Here is an 18,600-nt window from a genome sequence, read left to right as displayed (position 1 = left end):
TTTTACTGTATGATGTTATCAATATGTTATTTGCAATAAATAACAATCTATCGTCTCATTGCTGTTACATCAACGTTTATCAGTAGAAAAATACTCTGAATGTTCGACGAGCTGTTCACGGGTCAGCATAAAGACACCAAGTCCACCATTTTCAAACTCAAGCCATGTAAATGGAACCTCTGGGAATTGCTCAATAAGATGAACCATACTATTACCCACTTCACACACTAAAATACCTTTTTCACTCAGATATTCAGGGGCTTTTAGTAAAATTTGTCTCGTAATATCTAGACCATCAATACCTGAAGCTAATGCCAATTCAGGTTCAACTTGGTATTCATCAGGCAAATCGCCCATATCTTCAACATCAACATACGGAGGATTTGTCACAATAATATCGTAAGGCGTTGGAACAATGGCGCTAAATAAATCTGATTGCATTGGATATACACGATGTACTAAACCGTGGTTTTCAATATTGAATTCAGCCACTTCCAGTGCATCTTCAGAAATATCAACCGCATCGACTTCAGCATCTTCAAACTCATGAGCACAAGCAATCGCAATACAGCCACTTCCCGTGCATAAGTCGAGAATACGTGTTGGTTCTTGCTGAATTAAACCATCAAAATGGTTATTGATTAATTCACCAATAGGGGAGCGAGGGATAAGAACACGTTCATCAACATAAAATTCGTGACCACAGAACCAAGCGCGATGAGTTAAATAAGGAACTGGAATTTTTTGCTCAATTCGGCTTTCGATAAGTGTAATGATTTCCATTTTTTCAGAAGTCGTTAACTTCGTTGATAACAGAGCCTCTGGAATATCTAAAGGAAGTGCAATAGTCGGTAATACAAGCTGTAATGCTTCATCCCACGCGTTATCTGTGCCATGACCATAATAAATATCAGATGAATTAAACTGACTCATAGCCCAACGTAACATATCTAGGATCGTGCTTAGATCAGCAACTGCTTCCTCTTTTAGTGTTATATCCAAAACTGTTGTCCTCTGAAGAAATAGAAAGTCTGTAGTTTGCCATGAAGATGGCGATAAATCAGCGGGGAACCATAAAAAACATCACTACATTATTATTTCCTTCGCTATAACCATATATTGACCATGGTTTTAAACTTCAATCAGGTAATCAAAAGCAAAATTTACGATCTACTCATAAATAAATATTGGCATTTTATACTTTTAATTTAACTTTTATTAGCAAGTTAATGAAATTGAACCATACTTAAAACATGAAAGAGTTAACTGTGTACCAAAATGCGCCTATAGATGTTTTTCATTTAATATACAGTCACTTGAAAGCAAATAACTAATTTTAAAGACTATTTTGATATCTTTTTATCGCAATCTGAAGATATAGCAGCGTTTAATGTTCACAGATATCATGAGTAGAGCAACTTGTTAACCAGCCTATATTTGCTAACTATGTGACTATTTCGGCAGGGTAAATTCCCTGCCTTTTTTTATGCTAAATTTATCGCCTATACTTTTTATCTCTGACGCTATTTCATGTACTATTGCCTGATAAAGACAGTAACACTATGAAGAATCGTAAAAAATGAATAAAAAATTTTCATTACCACCTTCTGAAATTGAGTTATTTCAGGAGATGATAAAAGGCACCAAGAAATTACCTCAAGATAAAATACTTCATTCACCCAAACGTAAGAAAGTGACACACTACGCTGTTGAACGTCTACAACAAGAGCAAGTTGATGCTTCTTATTATTTTTCAGATGAATTTCAGCCTAACTTAGCCACAGAAGGCCCAATGCGCTATTTAAGAGAAGGCGCTAATGCTTATGAATTAAAAAAACTACGTCGTGGTGATTATGTTCCTGAGTTTTTTCTAGATTTGCATGGATTAACACAGCTAATTGCAAAACAAGAGATTGGTGCATTAATTGCGGCATGTAGGCGAGAACATGTTTATTGTGCCTGTATTATGCACGGCCATGGAAAACATATTTTAAAACAGCAAACACCACTCTGGTTAGCGCAGCACCCTGATGTCATTGCTTTTCATCAAGCCCCAAAAGAATGGGGAGGCGATGCTGCATTATTAGTATTAGTGGAAAATGACGATATTGCTCGCCGCTAAACCAAAAAAACTCTATCGCATTAACCCTTAAATCACCTATCGGGTGAAATAAGGTGTTAATTACTTACTTAGCTAATTGATTTAAATTTTATTTCAATGTTGAGGGTGATACCTGCCATAGCAACTCCCCCGCACCTTTTGATAAATCAAAATCAACACAAGCAATGGTTGATGTTGAAAACATAGGGGCACATACTGCCGGACAAAGTTCAGCGACAACATAGCCAACTAAAGGTAAGTGAGAAATAACAAGAATATTTTTATATCCTGTATCGCCCAAGGCACGTAAGTAATGTGCAACATGTGAAGGATTCCCTCCGGGGATAAGTCCATCATCTGTTTCTATTTTACTAGGTAGCGCTAAATCTTCTTTTACTGCATCTAATGTCTGTTGAGCACGTAAATAAGGGCTAACTAAAACATAATCGATTGTATGTCCCTGCTTAGTCATCCATTCAGCCATTTTTATTGATTCACTTTTTCCACGTTCAGTCAGTGGTCTTAGTGCATCGCTGGCAGCATCAAGAGCTGCTTCTCCGTGGCGCATAATAAAAATTTGCATAGTAAATTATTAAACCTATTTTATTTTTTGTAATTACTGGTATTTACACTTTTAAGATACTTAATTTAATTCAGTTTAAATCAATATATCCTCATATAAAATCTTCAATACCCTAATTGCAATAGCATTATTCATCTTTTTAAGAACATGCTGTTGGTTTACAAATTAACATCATTTTTAGAATTTTATTTTAAAAAGCTTTGTTTTTAAATTTATTTTCAAATAACTATTTTGCCATATCTGGCTATCATTAACACTTTCGACCCCTTTTTCCATTAAAAATTCACCAATTATTAATCTGACGCAAGAAGTACAAGAAAAAAGGCGCCTAAGCGCCTCAATCAAAACAAATGTCACAAAAGGAAAAAGCAATGGTAAAACGATGATATTAATTGTAAAAACGCTCATTTCGCTTAGCCATTTCAACTAAACGCTCACAAGGGCGATATTTTTCTCCATATTTATCGGCAAGTTGGTTAAGTTTTTCTGCCACCATTGTTGTTCCCATACTATCCATATAACGGAATGGGCCACCAAAAAAAGGAGGAAAACCAATACCAAATACAGCACCAATATCACCATCTCGTGGTTGCTTTATAATATTTTCATCTAAACAACGAACGGCTTCGTTTAACATTAATAATAAACAGCGCTCCGTAATTTCAGAGGAAGACAGTTGGTTTTTAGGCTTAATTTGTAATAGTCGATATATAGCCGGATCAGGCTGTTTTTTATTTTTACCTAATGAGAAAGGTAATGCATGTTTTGCATAAAGATAAAAACCTCGCCCATTTTTACGGCCTTTTCTATTATCAGCAATAATGGCATCCACAGCAGGAGGAGAGGCAAATCTTTCACCAAATGCATTCACTAATATTGGCGTTATTTTTGTACCGATATCAATACCCACTTCATCCAATAACTGAATAGGCCCTACGGGAAAACCGAACTGAACAAGTGCTTTGTCAATATTCTCAATAGGTTCACCTTGTACTAAACATGTCAATGCTTCGCTAATATAAGGAGCAAGAATACGGTTAACATAGAATCCAGGTTTATCACCAACAACTATTGCAACTTTGCCCTGTTTTTTAGCAAAAGCTACCGTTGTAGCAATCGTTTTTTCATCCGTATTTTCATGTGGAATAACTTCAACCAAAGGCATTTTTTCTACTGGGCTAAAATAGTGAAGCCCGATCACTTTTTCTGGATATTTGGCTGTTTCTGCAATTTTATGGATAGGAAGCGAAGAGGTATTTGAAGCAAAAATAATTTTACCTTTCCCTACGCCTTCAATATCTGCGACCATCTTCTGTTTTAAAGCAAGATCTTCAAAAACCGCTTCAACAATAATATTTGATTGATGAAAACCGCTATAATCCAATGAGCCAGAGAGTAATCCCATTTGGCGCTGACGTTCGCGTGCAGATAATCTTTTTTTACTCACTTTGGCTGAAAGCGCTTTCCAACTATAATTAAGCGCCTGAGCAATTCCTTTATCACTGATATCTTTAATTCTTGCAGGTAAATTAGCTTTTGTCGCCGTGACAAAGGCGATCCCTCCCCCCATTAATCCACCACCTAAAATACCAATATGGTGCAAACTATCTGGCTTTTCGGATGATCCTGTTTCATTTTTAAGTGCCGTAGAAGCAAAAAAGAGGTGTCTTAATGCAGATGAAACGGGTGTCATAGCGAGTTCACCAAACGCATTTGCCTCTTCTTTAAACCCTGTTTGAATATCTTTTTCAAGACCACGTTCTATAACATGAAGAATACGATCTGCTGCTGGATAGTGACCTTTTGTTTTAGCTAATGTGCGTTTTTTAGCTTGCCCAAACAGTATATTTCTACCTAAAGTTGTGTTTGCCCAAAAACGCTCCATCATCGAATGCTTTCTCTGCTCTTTTTTACCCGATAAGATCCATTTAGCAGCAACTTCCAATAGAATATCTTGTGAGACAACATCATTTACAAGACCTAATTTTAAGGCTCGCTTCGCATTAACTTGTCTACCCGTTAAGATCATATCTAACGCAGATGTCACACCAATAAGACGAGGTAAACGTTGAGTTCCGCCAGATCCTGGCAGTAATCCAAGTTGCACTTCAGGAAGCCCTAAACGCGTTTTGCTATTATCAGAACAAATTCGTCCATGACAGGCTAATGCCAATTCAAGCCCTCCGCCAAGGCATGCACCATTGATAGCGGCTACAACCGGCAATGGATAATTTTCAAGTTGAGTAAAAAGATCTTGCCCTGCTTTTGCGAGTGCACTCGCTTCTTCTTTGGTTTTACAACCTGCAATCATGGAGATATCCGCACCTGCAATAAAACTGTCTATTTTACCTGAGGTGATAATTAACCCTTTTACACCGGAATGTTGCTGAGCTTGCCTTAAAACATCTTGAAATTGCTGTACAAACTCTGCTTTTAGCGTGTTTACTTTTTCACCAACAACATCAATGGTGATAACACCCACTTTGTCATTACGAACTGAAAACTGAAAAACAGATGATTTTTCTAGTGTTGTTTGTTGTTGTTCCATTATTCCACCTCCAAAATCATCGCAGCACCCAATCCACCCGCAGCACAAGCAGTGGTTAACCCAAACCCGCCACCTCGACGTTTAAGCTCATGCAGTGTCTGTGTGACCATTCTTGCGCCAGTCGCAGCAAATGGATGTCCATAAGCAATAGAACCGCCTAGCACATTAAACTTATCCATATCCACTTCCCCAATCGCCTTGGATAATCCGAGTTGCTCTTTAGCAAACCGCTCACTGGCAAACAGCGTCAGATTACTGAGTGTTTGTGCAGCAAAAGCTTCATGCATATCAATTAGCGTTAGATCACTCAATGCAAGGCCTGCGCGAGAAAGTGCAAGTGGTGTGGCATATGATGGCCCCAATAACATATCTTTCCAGACATCTGTCGCTGTGAAAGCATAACTGCGTAAATAACCTAAAGGTTGATAACCGAGACTTTTAGCAACAGATTCTTTCATCATTAATACAGCCGCTGCACCATCGGTTAATGGTGTGCTGTTTGCGGCAGTGACACTACCATGGCGACGATCAAAAGCAGGTTTGAGCTTGGCATAAGAATCAAGAACAGAGTTTTTACGAATATTGTTATCTTGATGAAAGCCTTCTTTGTAAGGTGGAAAAAACGCAGTCATTACTTCATTATCTAATTTACCCATATCCCATGCTTTCGTTGCTAATTGATGAGAGCGATGCGCTAATTCATCTTGAGCGGCTCTTGAAATATGGTAAGTCTTTGCCATTTGTTCCGCAGTATCCCCCATACGTAACCCAGTTGAGTATTCAGCCACGGCAGGTGCCACAGGAAGAAGATCACGAAATCGTAATCGGCTTAAATAACTTAATCGTTGACCTAATGATTTGGCCTTATTAAGGCTTAATAAAACATCTGCAAGTTTTTTACTAACACCGATAGGCAAAACTGAAGACGAATCTGCGCCACCAGCAATACCGACAGAGACATGTCCTGCCATCATACTTTCAGCAACATTAGCTATCGCCTGAAAGCTTGTTGCACATGCTCTTGTTACACTATAAGCATCCGTTTTTACACTTAATCCTGCACCGAGCACAATTTCTCTGGCAATGTTAGGTGCTTCTGGCATTTGAACCACTTGCCCGAAAACAAGTTGATCAATAATTTCGGGAGGAATTTCATTGCGAGTCACTAATTCTTGAACCACTGAACGCCCTAATTCAACCGCAGGTATTCCTCGATACGCCGTCGCTTGTTTAGCAAAAGGTAAGCGTAGCCCGCTGACAATGGCGATGCGATCTTTCATAGCACTGTTCGTTGATGACTTCATAACGGCTCCTGACAAAATGATTTCCTAACACTAAAGAGGTCTGACCTGATAATAGTGTTAACAAAAATTTCACTTTTCAGAAACGTCATTTTACGAGAAGTGGGAGTTAGCGCTCAATATTTCGATGAAATGTCTGAACCTTAACAATAATGATAGGAAAGATAATGGAGTGGCCGAAAGGTATAAAAAAGGCTGTTGAATTTCAACAGCCTTAAATCTATTAATTTCAGAGGATTAACGTAATCCTAACTGGAAAATTAAGTTTTCTGCCTCACAAGAGAATGTAAAATCAGCGGTAAGTTGAACACCACCATCAACATCAGCAAATTGTTGATTGATTTTGCAAGGCTCTGAAGCGATAGATTGTGCTTTCGCACTGAGTTGATCTAACATTGCTTGCGCTTGTGCTTTATCAGCGAAGACATGCTGATATGACGCTGTGCAATTCTTATTGTCAATAATAGTACCCACATCTACACAACAGCAAGCAGCGGTTTCTTCTGCACTACAACGATTAATTGCGTCTGCCATTTTAGTCTCCCAACGAAAGAAATGTTAATTATCTATCATAATCGCAAAAAAATAAAATAAACTGCTTTAGCTCAAATTTTATTACAATCTTACAAAAATAATTGATTATTCTGTTTATTTAACAATCAAAAACATCTTTATTGGGATGTTTTGTGAAAAATATGTTAACTAAATCCCAATTATTGAATCTAAATGGAAATATTTATAAAACATACTTGCAACATTTGGGGTAATCAACTTTATACTTAATCAACTGGTCTGATTTGTCATAACGACAACCGCACCTAAAATCCAGCGCTTCTAATCAGAAGTTACTAACTTAAAAAAATTATGAGGGTTTAGGTCATGAACCGTAAAAACCTGTTTACTCGCACAGCACTAGCTGCCATTGTAGGAGCAATTTCCTCTCAAGCAGGCGCTGCCGGTTTTCAGTTAAATGAATATTCTACTTCAGCACTAGGGCGTGCATTTTCAGGGGAAGGCGTTATCGCCGATGACGCAAGCGTAGGTAGCCGAAACCCAGCTGCACTCACTATGTTTGATCGCCCCGAATTTTCTGTCGGTGCTATTCTAATTAATCCAAGTGTTGATATTAAAGGTAAATCACCTCTTACAGGTACTGATACCACTGCAAAAGATATCGCACCCAGTGCATTAGTCCCTAATATCCACTTTGTAGCCCCTATTAATGATAAATGGGCCATTGGCGCATCAGGCACAACAAACTTTGGTTTAGCAACAGATTTCCCGAACGATTATCCTGCGGGGCTTATCGGTGGTAAAACTGATTTAAAAACCATGAACCTAAACTTAAGTGCAGGTTACCGTGTTAATAACCAATTTAGTGTCGGTTTAGGATTAAATGCTCTTTACGCAGATGCTGAAATCACACGTCATGTGGGTGAAGCCGGTAAAGTATTAGGTGGTAAGTTATCTCAAAGCCAAGATCCTAATTATCAAGTATTAGGTGGTTATTTATCAAGCTTATCTCCTAGTGATCGCTTTGCTCAATTAAAAGGTGATGCATGGGGCTTCGGCTGGAACGCAGGGCTGTTATACGAATTCGACGAAGGTAATCGCATTAGCTTCACTTATCGCTCTAAAATAAAAGTGAAATTTAAAGACGGTGAATATCAAAGTGATTTACGTTCAATTCCACAACTTGAAGGTATGGGAATTGTTGGTACCAATGGTCAAACTATCCCTGGTAAGCTAGATTTAAATTTACCTGAAATTTGGGAATTTGCCGCTTATCACCGTGTTGCACCAAAATGGGCTGTTCACTATAACTTCGCTTACACAAGTTGGAGTGCCTTTGAAGAGTTAAGAGCCACACGTAAAAGTGATGGTCAGCAACTATTCAAGAAAGAAGAAGGTTTCCGTGATGCATGGCGTGTGGCTTTAGGTACTACCTATTATCACGATGATAACTGGACATTCCGTACTGGTATTGCCTTCGATGATAGCCCAGTTCCGGCTGATAAACGCTCAATCTCTATTCCAGACCAAGACCGTTTCTGGTTAAGTGCAGGTACAACTTATGCATTTAACAAAGATATGTCTGTTGATGTTGGCTTAGCGTATATGCACGGTAAAAAAGTCACCATCAAAGAGAAATTATCTGAAGATCTACCATTACCAGCTTATGAGTTTGAATCATCAGGTAAAGCATGGTTATACGGTATGAACTTTAACTACCGTTTCTAATTTTTCACTCTACTTTTTATACAAAAAATGGTCTTTTTTAAGACCATTTTTTATTTATTCATCAAGCTAAAAAAGATAATTCACTAATCAATGGAATCTAAATCATCTTCAATGGCTTTCGCATTAGGGTTTTCTTTTACGGTGCCATCTGCTTGGAAATCGTTACGTTGGAAATAAGCTTCACGCATCATTAAGTAAGGATCAGAAGAGTTTTGTAAAATGGCATCAGAATCGAGCAATTGTGCTCGTGTCTCAATACCTTCTAATGCCCATTTTCCTGCTGACATCCAAAATGTTAAGTAGCTCAGCATAGGATACGTTAAGTCAGCCCAATCACCACCTTCTTCACGAACTGTAAAACTACCATAGCCAGGCACAACCACATAAGGGCCGTAATCCATACCATAATGCCCTAATGTGCTACCAAATCGCATAGGGACTTCTTTTTCCATTGTTTCTTTAGACATACCAGCGACATCTATTAAACCACCCATACCAAAAACGGTGTTGATCCAGAAACGACCAAAATGTTTTGCACCCTTTTCAAAGTCACCACGTAATACGCTGTTTACCATACTTGCCGGCTCTTCTAAATTACCTAAAAAGTTAGATAAGCCATTTCTTGCTGGTGGTGGCACATAATCACGCCAAACAACAGCAACTGGGCGTAAGATATAAGGGTCTAAAACATAGTAGTTAAAATCAAACATCTGGCGGTTAAACCCTTCTAATGGGTCAGAGCGCCCCTCCCCATTATTAGGGGCACTTGCACATCCTGAAAGTAAGGCGACTGAAAGAGCAACACCGCACAGGCGATACTTCATAATGTTCTCCGCTAATTATCTTATGATGAGTAGCATCATAGTTCGCATATTCATAAACTCTACACATAATACTGTCAATGCATGATAAGTGGTACTTTTATTAGGTTTTGATCTTATAAGATAATTCGGGTTTTGTGATTATCTTATCGAGCTGATTTAAAACATTAGCCCTATATTATGGGCTAATATAAAAATACATAATGTTATTTAATTATATTCTTTTATCATTAATTGCTCTTCTGGATCTGGGTACGAAAAATGCTGTGTAATAAAATCAAACTCTGCATCTGTGGTTTTAAAGGGAGCCTCATCTGATTGATTACGTAAAGATAATCGTTTTTTACACTCAGCACTTTCTACTTTCAAAACATGAAATAGATAAGGCATTCCCATATTATCTGCTAATGATTTTAACCATTGTCGCTGCTTCAGTGTATTTGCCGGAAAATCCATAATAACGGTATTTCCCGCTTTAAGAAGAACTGCAATATGTTCGCTTAATACACACTTCACTAACTCACTTTTTTCAATATAGTCGCTCACTGTCTTTATTTGATTTGGATAAAGCCGCGATAGCCATTCATCTTCATTGATTAATACCGTTCTGGGTGATTGAGAAAGTGATTTAGCTAACGTTGATTTACCAGAAGCAATTTTCCCACAGAAAAAATGTAAACGAACATCAGAAGATGATTTTAATAAATCAGTACCATAAGAGTTATCTATAACACAAAGCCACCGGTCATTGATAAGTTTAAAAACATAAGTCGCTTCTCTTACTGTATTAAATTTCCCTTCATTTGGCATACTTGCACTTAAAAGTGTTTGAGCTAAAACAAGTGCACAATCTTCTCCAAATATAACCTTCACTTTTCCTTGAGAGACTTGCAATGAATGATTGAAAAATCCAGCGATCGCCATAAATGCTTTTTTTAGTGAAGGCTTACCAGAAACATGCAAATTATCTTTAACCACCAACGTGCCATTTTCAGTATAAAAATTCATTAAATACTCAAAATTTTCGTCAGTAATAGCTTGATCTGCATTCGCAATTAATTGAGTTAGCGATTGGATATGTTGGTCAACGTCTTGAGGAGTAAACATTTTTTTCCCTTATCTTTGAGCCAGATAAGGAGTTTAAAATAAAAAACCCGCTTATCTGGCGGGTTCTTAATACAACCAATCCCCACCACTAAGTGATGGTAATAATAATTGCTGGAGAGGTTGTAAAATATGACATAAAAATAAATCTTAAAAATAGACTAAATAAAATCTAACAGTAATTTATTTTTTAGACAAGAATACATTTTAAAAATTAAAGTAATAAATTAACTAATATTTAATTTCTCTTTGAATATAAAGCTATTTTATTTAACTGTTATAGATAAATAATTATTTACTCTCATGTTGACAAAAACATGATGTTTTTCCAGATGAATTTGCCTTCTGAATAGGTGGGCAAGGTACTGTTCCATAAGAACAAAATACACAGCAATCTCTTTCAAGGGGTTTTAATAGAGCATGACAATGCGTGCATTCATAAAACCATTGGCAAGCATCCGTTGGCATTGCTTCCATTTTTTTCATATGACAATGCGGGCAAATAATTTCTGATATCAAGTTAATCTGATTATTTGACATTTTATTTCCACATAAATTTATAAACATCATCTTTGTTATTTAGAATACGCTATTTTCATTTTTTCAATAGCGTATTGAATCAATAAATTGTTTATTTATCTGTAAATTGCTGATTAAATACTTGTTGTTTTATTGCGGAAATATCGACTTCTTCTAGGTATTGAACAATATTAGGAAAAAAAAGCTCGTGATAGCCGTACTCTTTTTTTCTTAATTCAGCAATTGCCTGCTCTTTTGTCCAATTCTCAAATATTAGCCGATACATTGCTATAACAGTTCCTGTACGATCACTGCCATGCCAACAATGCACTAATACAGGATCAGACGTGCTATTTATTTTACGCAATATCTCAATAACGTCCTTATCAGTAATTCTATTGGCGTTCATTTTTACGTGGAAAGTTTCTAATTGTGTGCCTTTTACATCATCACTATCACTATGATATTCACGTAAGTTAATAATCGTTTTTATACCTTGGGCTTCTAACCATTTCATTTCACCCGGTGTCGGCTGTCCTGAACGATAAACTTTTTCTGAAACTTGATGAAAATTTTCAGGAGGCACAAGAATATCAGTTGGCCTGGAGTTACACCCCACCAGCAGAAAAAAATAAGCAATAAATAAAAATTTCAGATATCGAATATCATTAATTGATTTTATGTCCATATAAAAACCTAAGTTTATTATTGGTGATTGAACGAAGAAGTAAAACAATGATGATAATAGCGTGAACTGATAAACACTGCTCTAAGAATAATTTCTAAATTTATAGGATGGGCAGTAGCTGGCGTTCCCTACAGGAATCGAACCTGTAACTAGCCCTTAGGAGGGGCTTGTTATATCCATTTAACTAAGGGAACATACGTAGAAAAATTAAGTGCAACTTATGGACGGCCTACATTTTACCCCCCTCACTCTCTATTAATCAAGTTTTAACGCACTGATATTGGAAGGAATTTTTTTGTTTCTTTTTTGAACAAAGAAATTTAACTTAAAAACCATCTGATAAATATCAGCATCAATGATTATGTTCATTCTTATATATATCTGTTCTATTAAAACTCTTTCAGTTGTTTTAAAAACAATTTTGGTGAATATCCCATCTCTTTATTAAACATTGCACTAAAGGCGCTCGGATTTTCATAACCCAGTTCTAAAGCGACTTCAGTAACTGAATCACCTTTCTTTAAAGCGGTTAACGCATACATTAAACACGCTTTTTGACGCCAATCTCGAAAAGAAAGACCTGTTTCTTTATGAAAAAAGCGGGTAAAAGTACGCAGGCTCTTATTTAATTTTTCAGCCCACATTTCTGGTGTCGTGCGAATATTAGGTTGTGACATAAATTCAGTACACAATTCATCTAATAAAGCATGTTGCGGTAATGGCGTAAAATAAGGTAATGGCTTGGCATGAGCTAATTCATGACAAAGCAAAGTCAATAATGCGCTATCTCGTCCACCTAGATCATAAAGTAAAGGAAGTTCATTGGCCGAAAGTAATAGCTGATGAAGCAAAGGGGAAACTTGTAAAACCTCACAATATTCTGAGTGACGAGGAACTTTATTAGACTCAATATAGAGACTATAAGTACTACTCCCCAACATTAGTACTTGATGTACTTTTTCTGCTGGGATCCACACGCCACTGTAAGGTAATACAATCCATTGTCCATCTTCTGTTTTAACTTTCATTACCCCATTAGGGGCATATAAAAATTGAGCTCGTCGATGGTGGTGAGCTTCAAGTAATGTGTCATAAGGATAATCAGAGCCTAATGCCAAAATATCACGAGGAAGATTATCCACACTGTTGATATCGATATTACGCATAATATTTAAATTGTCCTAAATTCGTATAAACTTGTCATTATTACGTGGGTAAGCCATCGCTTTATTCTATATTGTTAATCTCCTGACTCAACAGGAGATTTGAAATGACACTCTGGCTGATTTCTTTTGGTTTAATTTCAGGCATCACGACATGGTTATTTGGATTTGGCGGTGGCTTTGTCACTGTTCCCTTACTCTATACTCTTATTCTTACACTCTGGGGAATAGACAGTTTACCCGCTGAACATGCTATGCAAATCGCGGTTGCTACCTCTGCATTAATTATGTTGTTTTCTGCGACAGTCACAACCATTAAACACCATAAAGCAAAAAGACTTGATTGGAATATCATGTCCATTCTGTTTATTGGTATCGCTTTTGGAGGGATCTTAGGTGCTCTTCTCGCCTTAACGGTTGAAGGTGTGTGGATCAAGTGGATCTTTATTGGTTATCTTTTTATCACTATTTTAGATTGCTATTTTCGCCCCGGTTTTATGGCTCCTACTCACAACTCAAAAAAAGTGACCAAAGCAAAAGAAAGCATTAATGGTACCGTGATTGGTATTATTGCCGCTTTTCTAGGGGTTGGTGGAAGTGTGATGACAGTACCTTTATTGCGTCGTAGGGGAACACCAATGGCGCAATCAGCAGCAATCGCCAATGCATTAACGTTACCTTTAGCACTCACAGCAACATTCACTTATGTCACCCTTTCTTTTACATCACCTTTAAATAGTGAATCTGGTTTTATTGGTTATATTTGGCTAAAAGCTGCACTTATTCTGATTTGTAGCACTTGGGTTGGTTTGAAGATCTCTGAACGATTTTTATCTCGTATTCCTGACAAATGGCATGCAAGAATTTATCCTCTGTTACTGAGCCTTGTTTTAATTGTCATGCTGTTTTAAATCCTTTCTTCTATATAGATATATAGAAGATACAAAAACAACAAACAACGAAAAAAACAATAATGACTACACATAAAATATGTGGCAAATGGTGACTTTTAGTGTTCAATAAGTCGCCATTTCTTTAACATTTCGTTCCATCTTTTTCCTACGCACCTTCACTTAGCATTAATGCTGTTAAGACACATAAAACAAAAAATAGCTCTTTTTGACAATCACGACACAGTTCTATAACTATCAATATCATTAATTAATATTTAAACATAATGAATAATAATTTATAAATCGTCTCGTGTTTAGTCTTAATCTGGACTCGTTTAATAGCGCATTTTTTGTACCAAGCATAGCCTGGTTTATTTTTCTATTTTATTTGTATTTATCATCAAAATAATAAAGTTAGCTATTTTTTATAAGAAGATAATTTAAGAAGAAACGGGATTTAAATAGCATGAAAATTATTATTTATTCTGGTTTTTAAATAACAAATCAATTACAAAATGATGAGGTTTCGATATATAAATAATTATATATCGATGAGCTTTTTTGTCAAATTTAAATTATTATTAATCATACATTTCAAATACACTTTAATAAAACAGATTAATACCATAAGTTAGTGAATTTAAAAGAACAATCCGTAACCGTCATATCCTTTAAAATCCCCAATTTCTTCTCCAAACTTTTATAATAGCATTCAATGAAAGAAAATAATTATCATTTGATTTTGTCTATTTTAGTTAATTTATTTAGTGATATTTATTAACTTCTTATTCTCTATTATTTATTATTTACAACTAACTCATCACTTATGGATTAATAAAATGGAGACGCCTTCAAATATTTATTTAACCGTCCGTATATAATATTTAGCTATAAGAAGAAACTGGAGGTTATATGAGTATTAGTCGTCGTTCTTTCATTAAGGGGATGGGGATAGGATGTGTGGGTTGTACCGTGAGTAGCTTACCACCGGGTGCACTTGCATTTAATCCTGTAGATTCTCTTAAGGGTCAGTCAAAATTAACACCTAGCCTGTGTGAAATGTGTTCTTATCGTTGTCCGATAGAAGCTCAGGTTGTTAACAACAAGACCGTTTTTATCCAAGGAAATAGAAATGCGGAACACCAAAGTAGCCGAGTTTGTGCAAGAGGCGGAAGTGGTGTTAGCCTAGTTAATGATCCAAACCGGATTGTCAAACCCATGAAACACAAAGGCCCTAGAGGCGCTGGTGAATGGGAAGTGATAAGCTGGGAACAAGCTTATAAAGAAATTGCAGAAAAGATGAACGCCATAAAACAAAATTATGGTGCAGAAAGTATCTCTTTTTCATCTAAATCAGGTTCGCTCTCTTCTCACCTTTTCCATTTGGCAGCGGCATTTGGTTCACCGAATACGTTTACACACGCATCGACTTGCCCAGCAGGTAAAGCCATTGCAGCATCAGTGATGATGGGTGGTGATCTTGCAATGGATTTAGCGAATTCTAAGTATATTCTCTCTTTCGGCCATAACCTTTATGAAGGTATTGAAGTCGCTGAAACACACGAATTAATGACAGCGCAAGAGCGCGGCGCAAAACTAGTCAGTTTTGATCCTCGTTTATCTGTTGTTTCAAGTAAAGCAGATGAATGGTTTGCGATCCGACCAGGCGGCGATTTACCTGTTCTAATGGCAATGTGCCATATCTTAATTAAAGAAGATCTCTACGATAAAGATTTCGTTGAGAAATTTACTGTTGGCTTACCACAATTAAAAGAAGTTCTACAAGATACAACACCTGAATGGGCTCAAGCACATTCTGATGTTCCCGCTAAAGATATTGTTCGTATCGCACGCGAAATAGCAGCAAAAGCACCTCATGCACTGATTATGCCTGGTCACCGCGCAACCTTTAATAAAGAAGAAATCAATATGCGCAGAATGATCTTCACCTTCAATGCCTTACTTGGCAACATTGAACGTGAAGGCGGTATGTATCAGAAAAAAGCTGCTTCAAAATACAATAAATTAGCGGGCATTAATGTTGCACCTGAATTAGCGAAACCAAGCGTTAAAGGTATGCCTGAAATTACCGCAAAACGTATTGATGCAACAGCACCTCAGTTTAAATACATCAATAAAGGCGGCGGTATCGTTCAATCGATTATTGATTCAACTTTAGAAGGTGTGCCGTATCAAACAAGAGCATGGATTATGTCTCGTCATAATCCATTCCAAACGGTCAGTTGTCGTCCTGAGTTGGAAAAAGCAGCACAGAAATTAGATTTAATTGTTAGCTGTGATGTTTATTTAAGTGAAAGTGCTGCTTATGCAGATTATCTGTTACCTGAAACCACTTATTTAGAGCGTGATGAAGAGATTTCTGATGTTTCAAGTTTAAACCCTGCTTATGCATTACGCCAGCAAGTTGTCGAACCTATTGGTGATACTAAACCAAGTTGGTTGATTTGGATAGAATTAGGTAAAGCATTAGGATTAGAAGCCTATTTCCCTTGGGAAAACATGGGTGTAAGACAGCTTTATCAAGTCAATGGTGATGAAGCATTGTATAAGGAAATCCATAAAAAAGGTTACTTGTCTTATGGTATCCCGTTACTTTTACGCGAACCTTCTTATGTAAAAGCCTTTGTTGAGCAATATCCAGATGCAATTAAGCATGTTGATAGCAACAATACAATGGAAAAAGCTCTCTCATTTAAATCACCAAGTGGCTTAATTGAAATCTACTCTGAAGAATTAGAAAGCCGTTTAGAGAACTACGGTATTCCACGCTTCCACAACTTCCCATTAAAAGAAAAAGACGAGCTTTATTTTATCCAAGGTAAAGTCGCCGTTCATACTAATGGTGCAACACAATACGTACCATTATTAGCTGAATTAATGTGGGAAAACCCTGTTTGGCTTCACCCTGAAACAGCTAAAAACCATGGAATTAAACATGGTGATGAAATCATTCTAGAAAACAGTATAGGCAAAGAAAAAGCACATGCTTTGATCACTGAAGGCATTCGTCCTGACACCGTATTTGTTTATATGGGATCAGGTGCAAAAGCAGGTGCGAAAACAGCAGCGACTACAACAGGCATTCACTGTGGCAACTTATTACCTCATGAGATTAGTCCTGTATCAGGTACTGATGTACATACATCAGGTGTCAGAATTAGTCGGGCTTAAGGAAAAAAATAACGATGAACAATAATGATAAACAATTTGTCATGTTACATGATGAAAAACGTTGTATTGGCTGCCAAGCTTGTACTGTTGCGTGTAAAGTCATCAATGACATTCCAGAAGGATTTAGCCGACTTCAAGTCCAAATTCAAGGCCCTCATGACGACGAAGCGGGTAATCCACATTACCAATTTTTCCGTGTTTCTTGCCAGCATTGTGAGGATGCACCTTGTGTTTCTGTTTGCCCTACTGGTGCCTCTTTTATTGATGAAAATGGTATCGTTCAGGTGAAAAAAGAGCTGTGTATCGGCTGTGATTACTGTGTTGGTGCTTGTCCTTACCATGTTCGTTATATCAACCCAATGACGCATATCGCAGATAAATGTAACTTCTGTTCTGATACTCGATTAGCTGAGGGTGAACTACCTGCATGTGTATCGGTATGCCCAACAGATGCACTTGCTTTTGGTCGCATCGACTCACCTGAAATTCAGGCTTGGATCAAACAAAAATCCGTTTATCAATACCAATTAGATAATGTCGGAAAACCAAGTTTATTCCGTCGTAAAGAAATCCATCAGGGAGATAAAGCATGACTAGTATCTGGGGAGCAGAACTCCATTATACGCCAGATTATTGGCCTGTATGGTTAATGGCAGCTGGTTTATTAATCGTTGCTATGATAGCGGTATTAGTTATTCATGGTTTACTACGCTATGCCCTTGCACCAAAACACTCTGGTCATTATGAAGAAGAGCGAGTTTATTTATATTCTAAAGCAATTCGTTTTTGGCACTGGGGTAATGCTTTACTGTTTATCCTATTACTATTGAGCGGATTTTTAGGGCATTTCTCTATCGGGAATGTCACTTCAATGGTGCTATTACATAAGATCTGTGGTTTTGTACTTATCGCGTTCTGGATTGGTTTTATTCTTATCAATTTAACAACCAGCAACGGCGTGCATTACAAAGTAAGATTTAGCGGATTAATTGGTCGTTGTATCAAACAAGCTCGCTTTTATCTTTACGGTATAATGAAAGGCGAGCCACATCCTTTCGCAGCAACTGAAACTGATAAATTTAACCCACTTCAGCAACTCGCTTATTTAGGTGTGATGTTTGGTTTAGTGCCGCTGTTACTTGTTACTGGATTATTATGTTTATATCCTGAAGTACTGGGTGAAGGCTATTGGATGCTAAAAGCGCACTTAGTATTAGGAATAGTGGCATTAATGTTTATTTGTGCGCACTTCTACTTATGTACACTGGGTGATACTTTTACTCAAACATTCCGTAGCATGATCGATGGACATCACCGTCACCAGAAACATGATGATCATGGTTCCATAGCAGAAAAAGCAGAGCATTAATTACTTAATATCCCTTCTGTTATATTTCATTTCCTAAAATGCCCGTTTAAGCGGGCATTTTTTTGATCTTAATTCAG

16 protein-coding genes and 1 tRNA gene are annotated in these 18,600 nt (G+C 37.1%); 6 read left to right on the top strand and 11 right to left on the bottom strand.

What is annotated here, in order from left to right; genetic code table 11:
- Positions 1–69 precede the first annotated feature (69 nt).
- Positions 70–948 (bottom strand): 50S ribosomal protein L3 N(5)-glutamine methyltransferase, encoded by an 879-nt coding sequence (gene prmB / locus CBE70_RS04855; RefSeq protein ID WP_232797364.1) that lies wholly within the window; start codon positions 946–948, stop codon positions 70–72.
- A 631-nt stretch (positions 949–1,579) separates the two neighbouring features.
- Between prmB and smrB the strand changes: the two genes are divergently transcribed.
- Positions 1,580–2,122 (top strand): endonuclease SmrB, encoded by a 543-nt coding sequence (smrB, locus tag CBE70_RS04850; protein WP_100158442.1) that lies wholly within the window; start codon positions 1,580–1,582, stop codon positions 2,120–2,122.
- A gap of 88 nt (positions 2,123–2,210) precedes the next feature.
- Here the strand turns inward: smrB and sixA are convergent, their stop codons facing one another.
- The 4 genes from sixA to CBE70_RS04825 all read right to left on the bottom strand — a co-directional run bounded on the left by sixA (position 2,211) and on the right by CBE70_RS04825 (position 7,067).
- On the bottom strand, positions 2,211–2,684 hold the full coding sequence (gene sixA / locus CBE70_RS04845) for a phosphohistidine phosphatase SixA (RefSeq protein ID WP_100158441.1): 474 nt from the start codon (positions 2,682–2,684) through the stop codon (positions 2,211–2,213).
- A gap of 388 nt (positions 2,685–3,072) precedes the next feature.
- Positions 3,073–5,232, bottom strand: a complete 2,160-nt coding sequence (fadJ, locus tag CBE70_RS04835) for a fatty acid oxidation complex subunit alpha FadJ (RefSeq protein ID WP_408633999.1) — start codon at positions 5,230–5,232, stop codon at positions 3,073–3,075.
- The gene (fadI, locus tag CBE70_RS04830; RefSeq protein WP_100158439.1) at positions 5,232–6,536 is read right to left on the bottom strand and encodes an acetyl-CoA C-acyltransferase FadI; all 1,305 of its coding nucleotides are present in this window, start codon (positions 6,534–6,536) and stop codon (positions 5,232–5,234) included. The genes fadJ and fadI overlap by 1 nt, the downstream gene beginning before the upstream one ends.
- 234 nt (positions 6,537–6,770) lie before the next feature.
- A complete protein-coding gene (locus CBE70_RS04825; protein WP_100158438.1) occupies positions 6,771–7,067 on the bottom strand; it encodes a YfcZ/YiiS family protein in 297 nt (98 codons plus the stop codon).
- Between the two features lie 345 nt (positions 7,068–7,412).
- Between CBE70_RS04825 and fadL the strand changes: the two genes are divergently transcribed.
- On the top strand, positions 7,413–8,774 hold the full coding sequence (gene fadL / locus CBE70_RS04820; RefSeq protein WP_100158437.1) for a long-chain fatty acid transporter FadL: 1,362 nt from the start codon (positions 7,413–7,415) through the stop codon (positions 8,772–8,774).
- An 83-nt stretch (positions 8,775–8,857) separates the two neighbouring features.
- On the opposite strand, the gene mlaA is transcribed toward fadL, so the two are convergent.
- From mlaA to CBE70_RS04790, 6 genes are all read right to left on the bottom strand, one after another.
- A complete protein-coding gene (gene mlaA, locus CBE70_RS04815) occupies positions 8,858–9,598 on the bottom strand; it encodes a phospholipid-binding lipoprotein MlaA (RefSeq protein WP_100158436.1) in 741 nt (246 codons plus the stop codon).
- A gap of 207 nt (positions 9,599–9,805) precedes the next feature.
- Entirely contained in the window at positions 9,806–10,702 is an 897-nt protein-coding gene (locus CBE70_RS18680; protein ID WP_408633998.1) for an AAA family ATPase, read from the bottom strand.
- 288 nt (positions 10,703–10,990) lie between these two features.
- Entirely contained in the window at positions 10,991–11,239 is a 249-nt protein-coding gene (locus tag CBE70_RS04805) for a GDCCVxC domain-containing (seleno)protein (protein ID WP_100158435.1), read from the bottom strand.
- A 91-nt stretch (positions 11,240–11,330) separates the two neighbouring features.
- Positions 11,331–11,906 carry a fused DSP-PTPase phosphatase/NAD kinase-like protein gene (locus CBE70_RS04800; RefSeq protein ID WP_100158434.1) on the bottom strand — a complete coding sequence of 192 codons (576 nt, stop codon included), beginning with the start codon at positions 11,904–11,906 and terminating at the stop codon, positions 11,331–11,333.
- 119 nt (positions 11,907–12,025) lie between these two features.
- Positions 12,026–12,100, bottom strand: a tRNA-Arg gene (locus CBE70_RS04795).
- A 195-nt stretch (positions 12,101–12,295) separates the two neighbouring features.
- Positions 12,296–13,072, bottom strand: coding sequence for an AraC family transcriptional regulator (locus CBE70_RS04790; protein ID WP_100158433.1), 777 nt, complete (start codon positions 13,070–13,072; stop codon positions 12,296–12,298).
- Positions 13,073–13,176: 104 nt separating this feature from the next.
- On the opposite strand from CBE70_RS04790, the gene CBE70_RS04785 reads away from it, so the two are divergent.
- From CBE70_RS04785 to phsC, 4 genes are all read left to right on the top strand, one after another.
- Positions 13,177–13,980: a sulfite exporter TauE/SafE family protein gene (locus CBE70_RS04785; RefSeq protein WP_100158432.1), complete on the top strand. Its 804-nt coding sequence runs from the start codon at positions 13,177–13,179 to the stop codon at positions 13,978–13,980.
- Positions 13,981–14,874: 894 nt separating this feature from the next.
- On the top strand, positions 14,875–17,154 hold the full coding sequence (gene phsA / locus CBE70_RS04780) for a thiosulfate reductase PhsA (RefSeq protein ID WP_100158431.1): 2,280 nt from the start codon (positions 14,875–14,877) through the stop codon (positions 17,152–17,154).
- Between the two features lie 14 nt (positions 17,155–17,168).
- Positions 17,169–17,747: a 4Fe-4S dicluster domain-containing protein gene (locus tag CBE70_RS04775; RefSeq protein ID WP_023581663.1), complete on the top strand. Its 579-nt coding sequence runs from the start codon at positions 17,169–17,171 to the stop codon at positions 17,745–17,747.
- Positions 17,744–18,523 (top strand): thiosulfate reductase cytochrome B subunit, encoded by a 780-nt coding sequence (phsC, locus tag CBE70_RS04770; protein ID WP_100158430.1) that lies wholly within the window; start codon positions 17,744–17,746, stop codon positions 18,521–18,523. The genes CBE70_RS04775 and phsC overlap by 4 nt, the downstream gene beginning before the upstream one ends.
- The last annotated feature ends 77 nt before the right edge of the window (positions 18,524–18,600 follow it).

Origin of the sequence: Proteus columbae (assembly GCF_002777965.1) — a bacterium.
Taxonomy (GTDB): Bacteria; Pseudomonadota; Gammaproteobacteria; order Enterobacterales; family Enterobacteriaceae; genus Proteus; species Proteus columbae.
The sequence above is the reverse complement of the archived record's forward strand: the minus strand, read 5'-3'. Positions and strand labels throughout refer to the sequence as shown.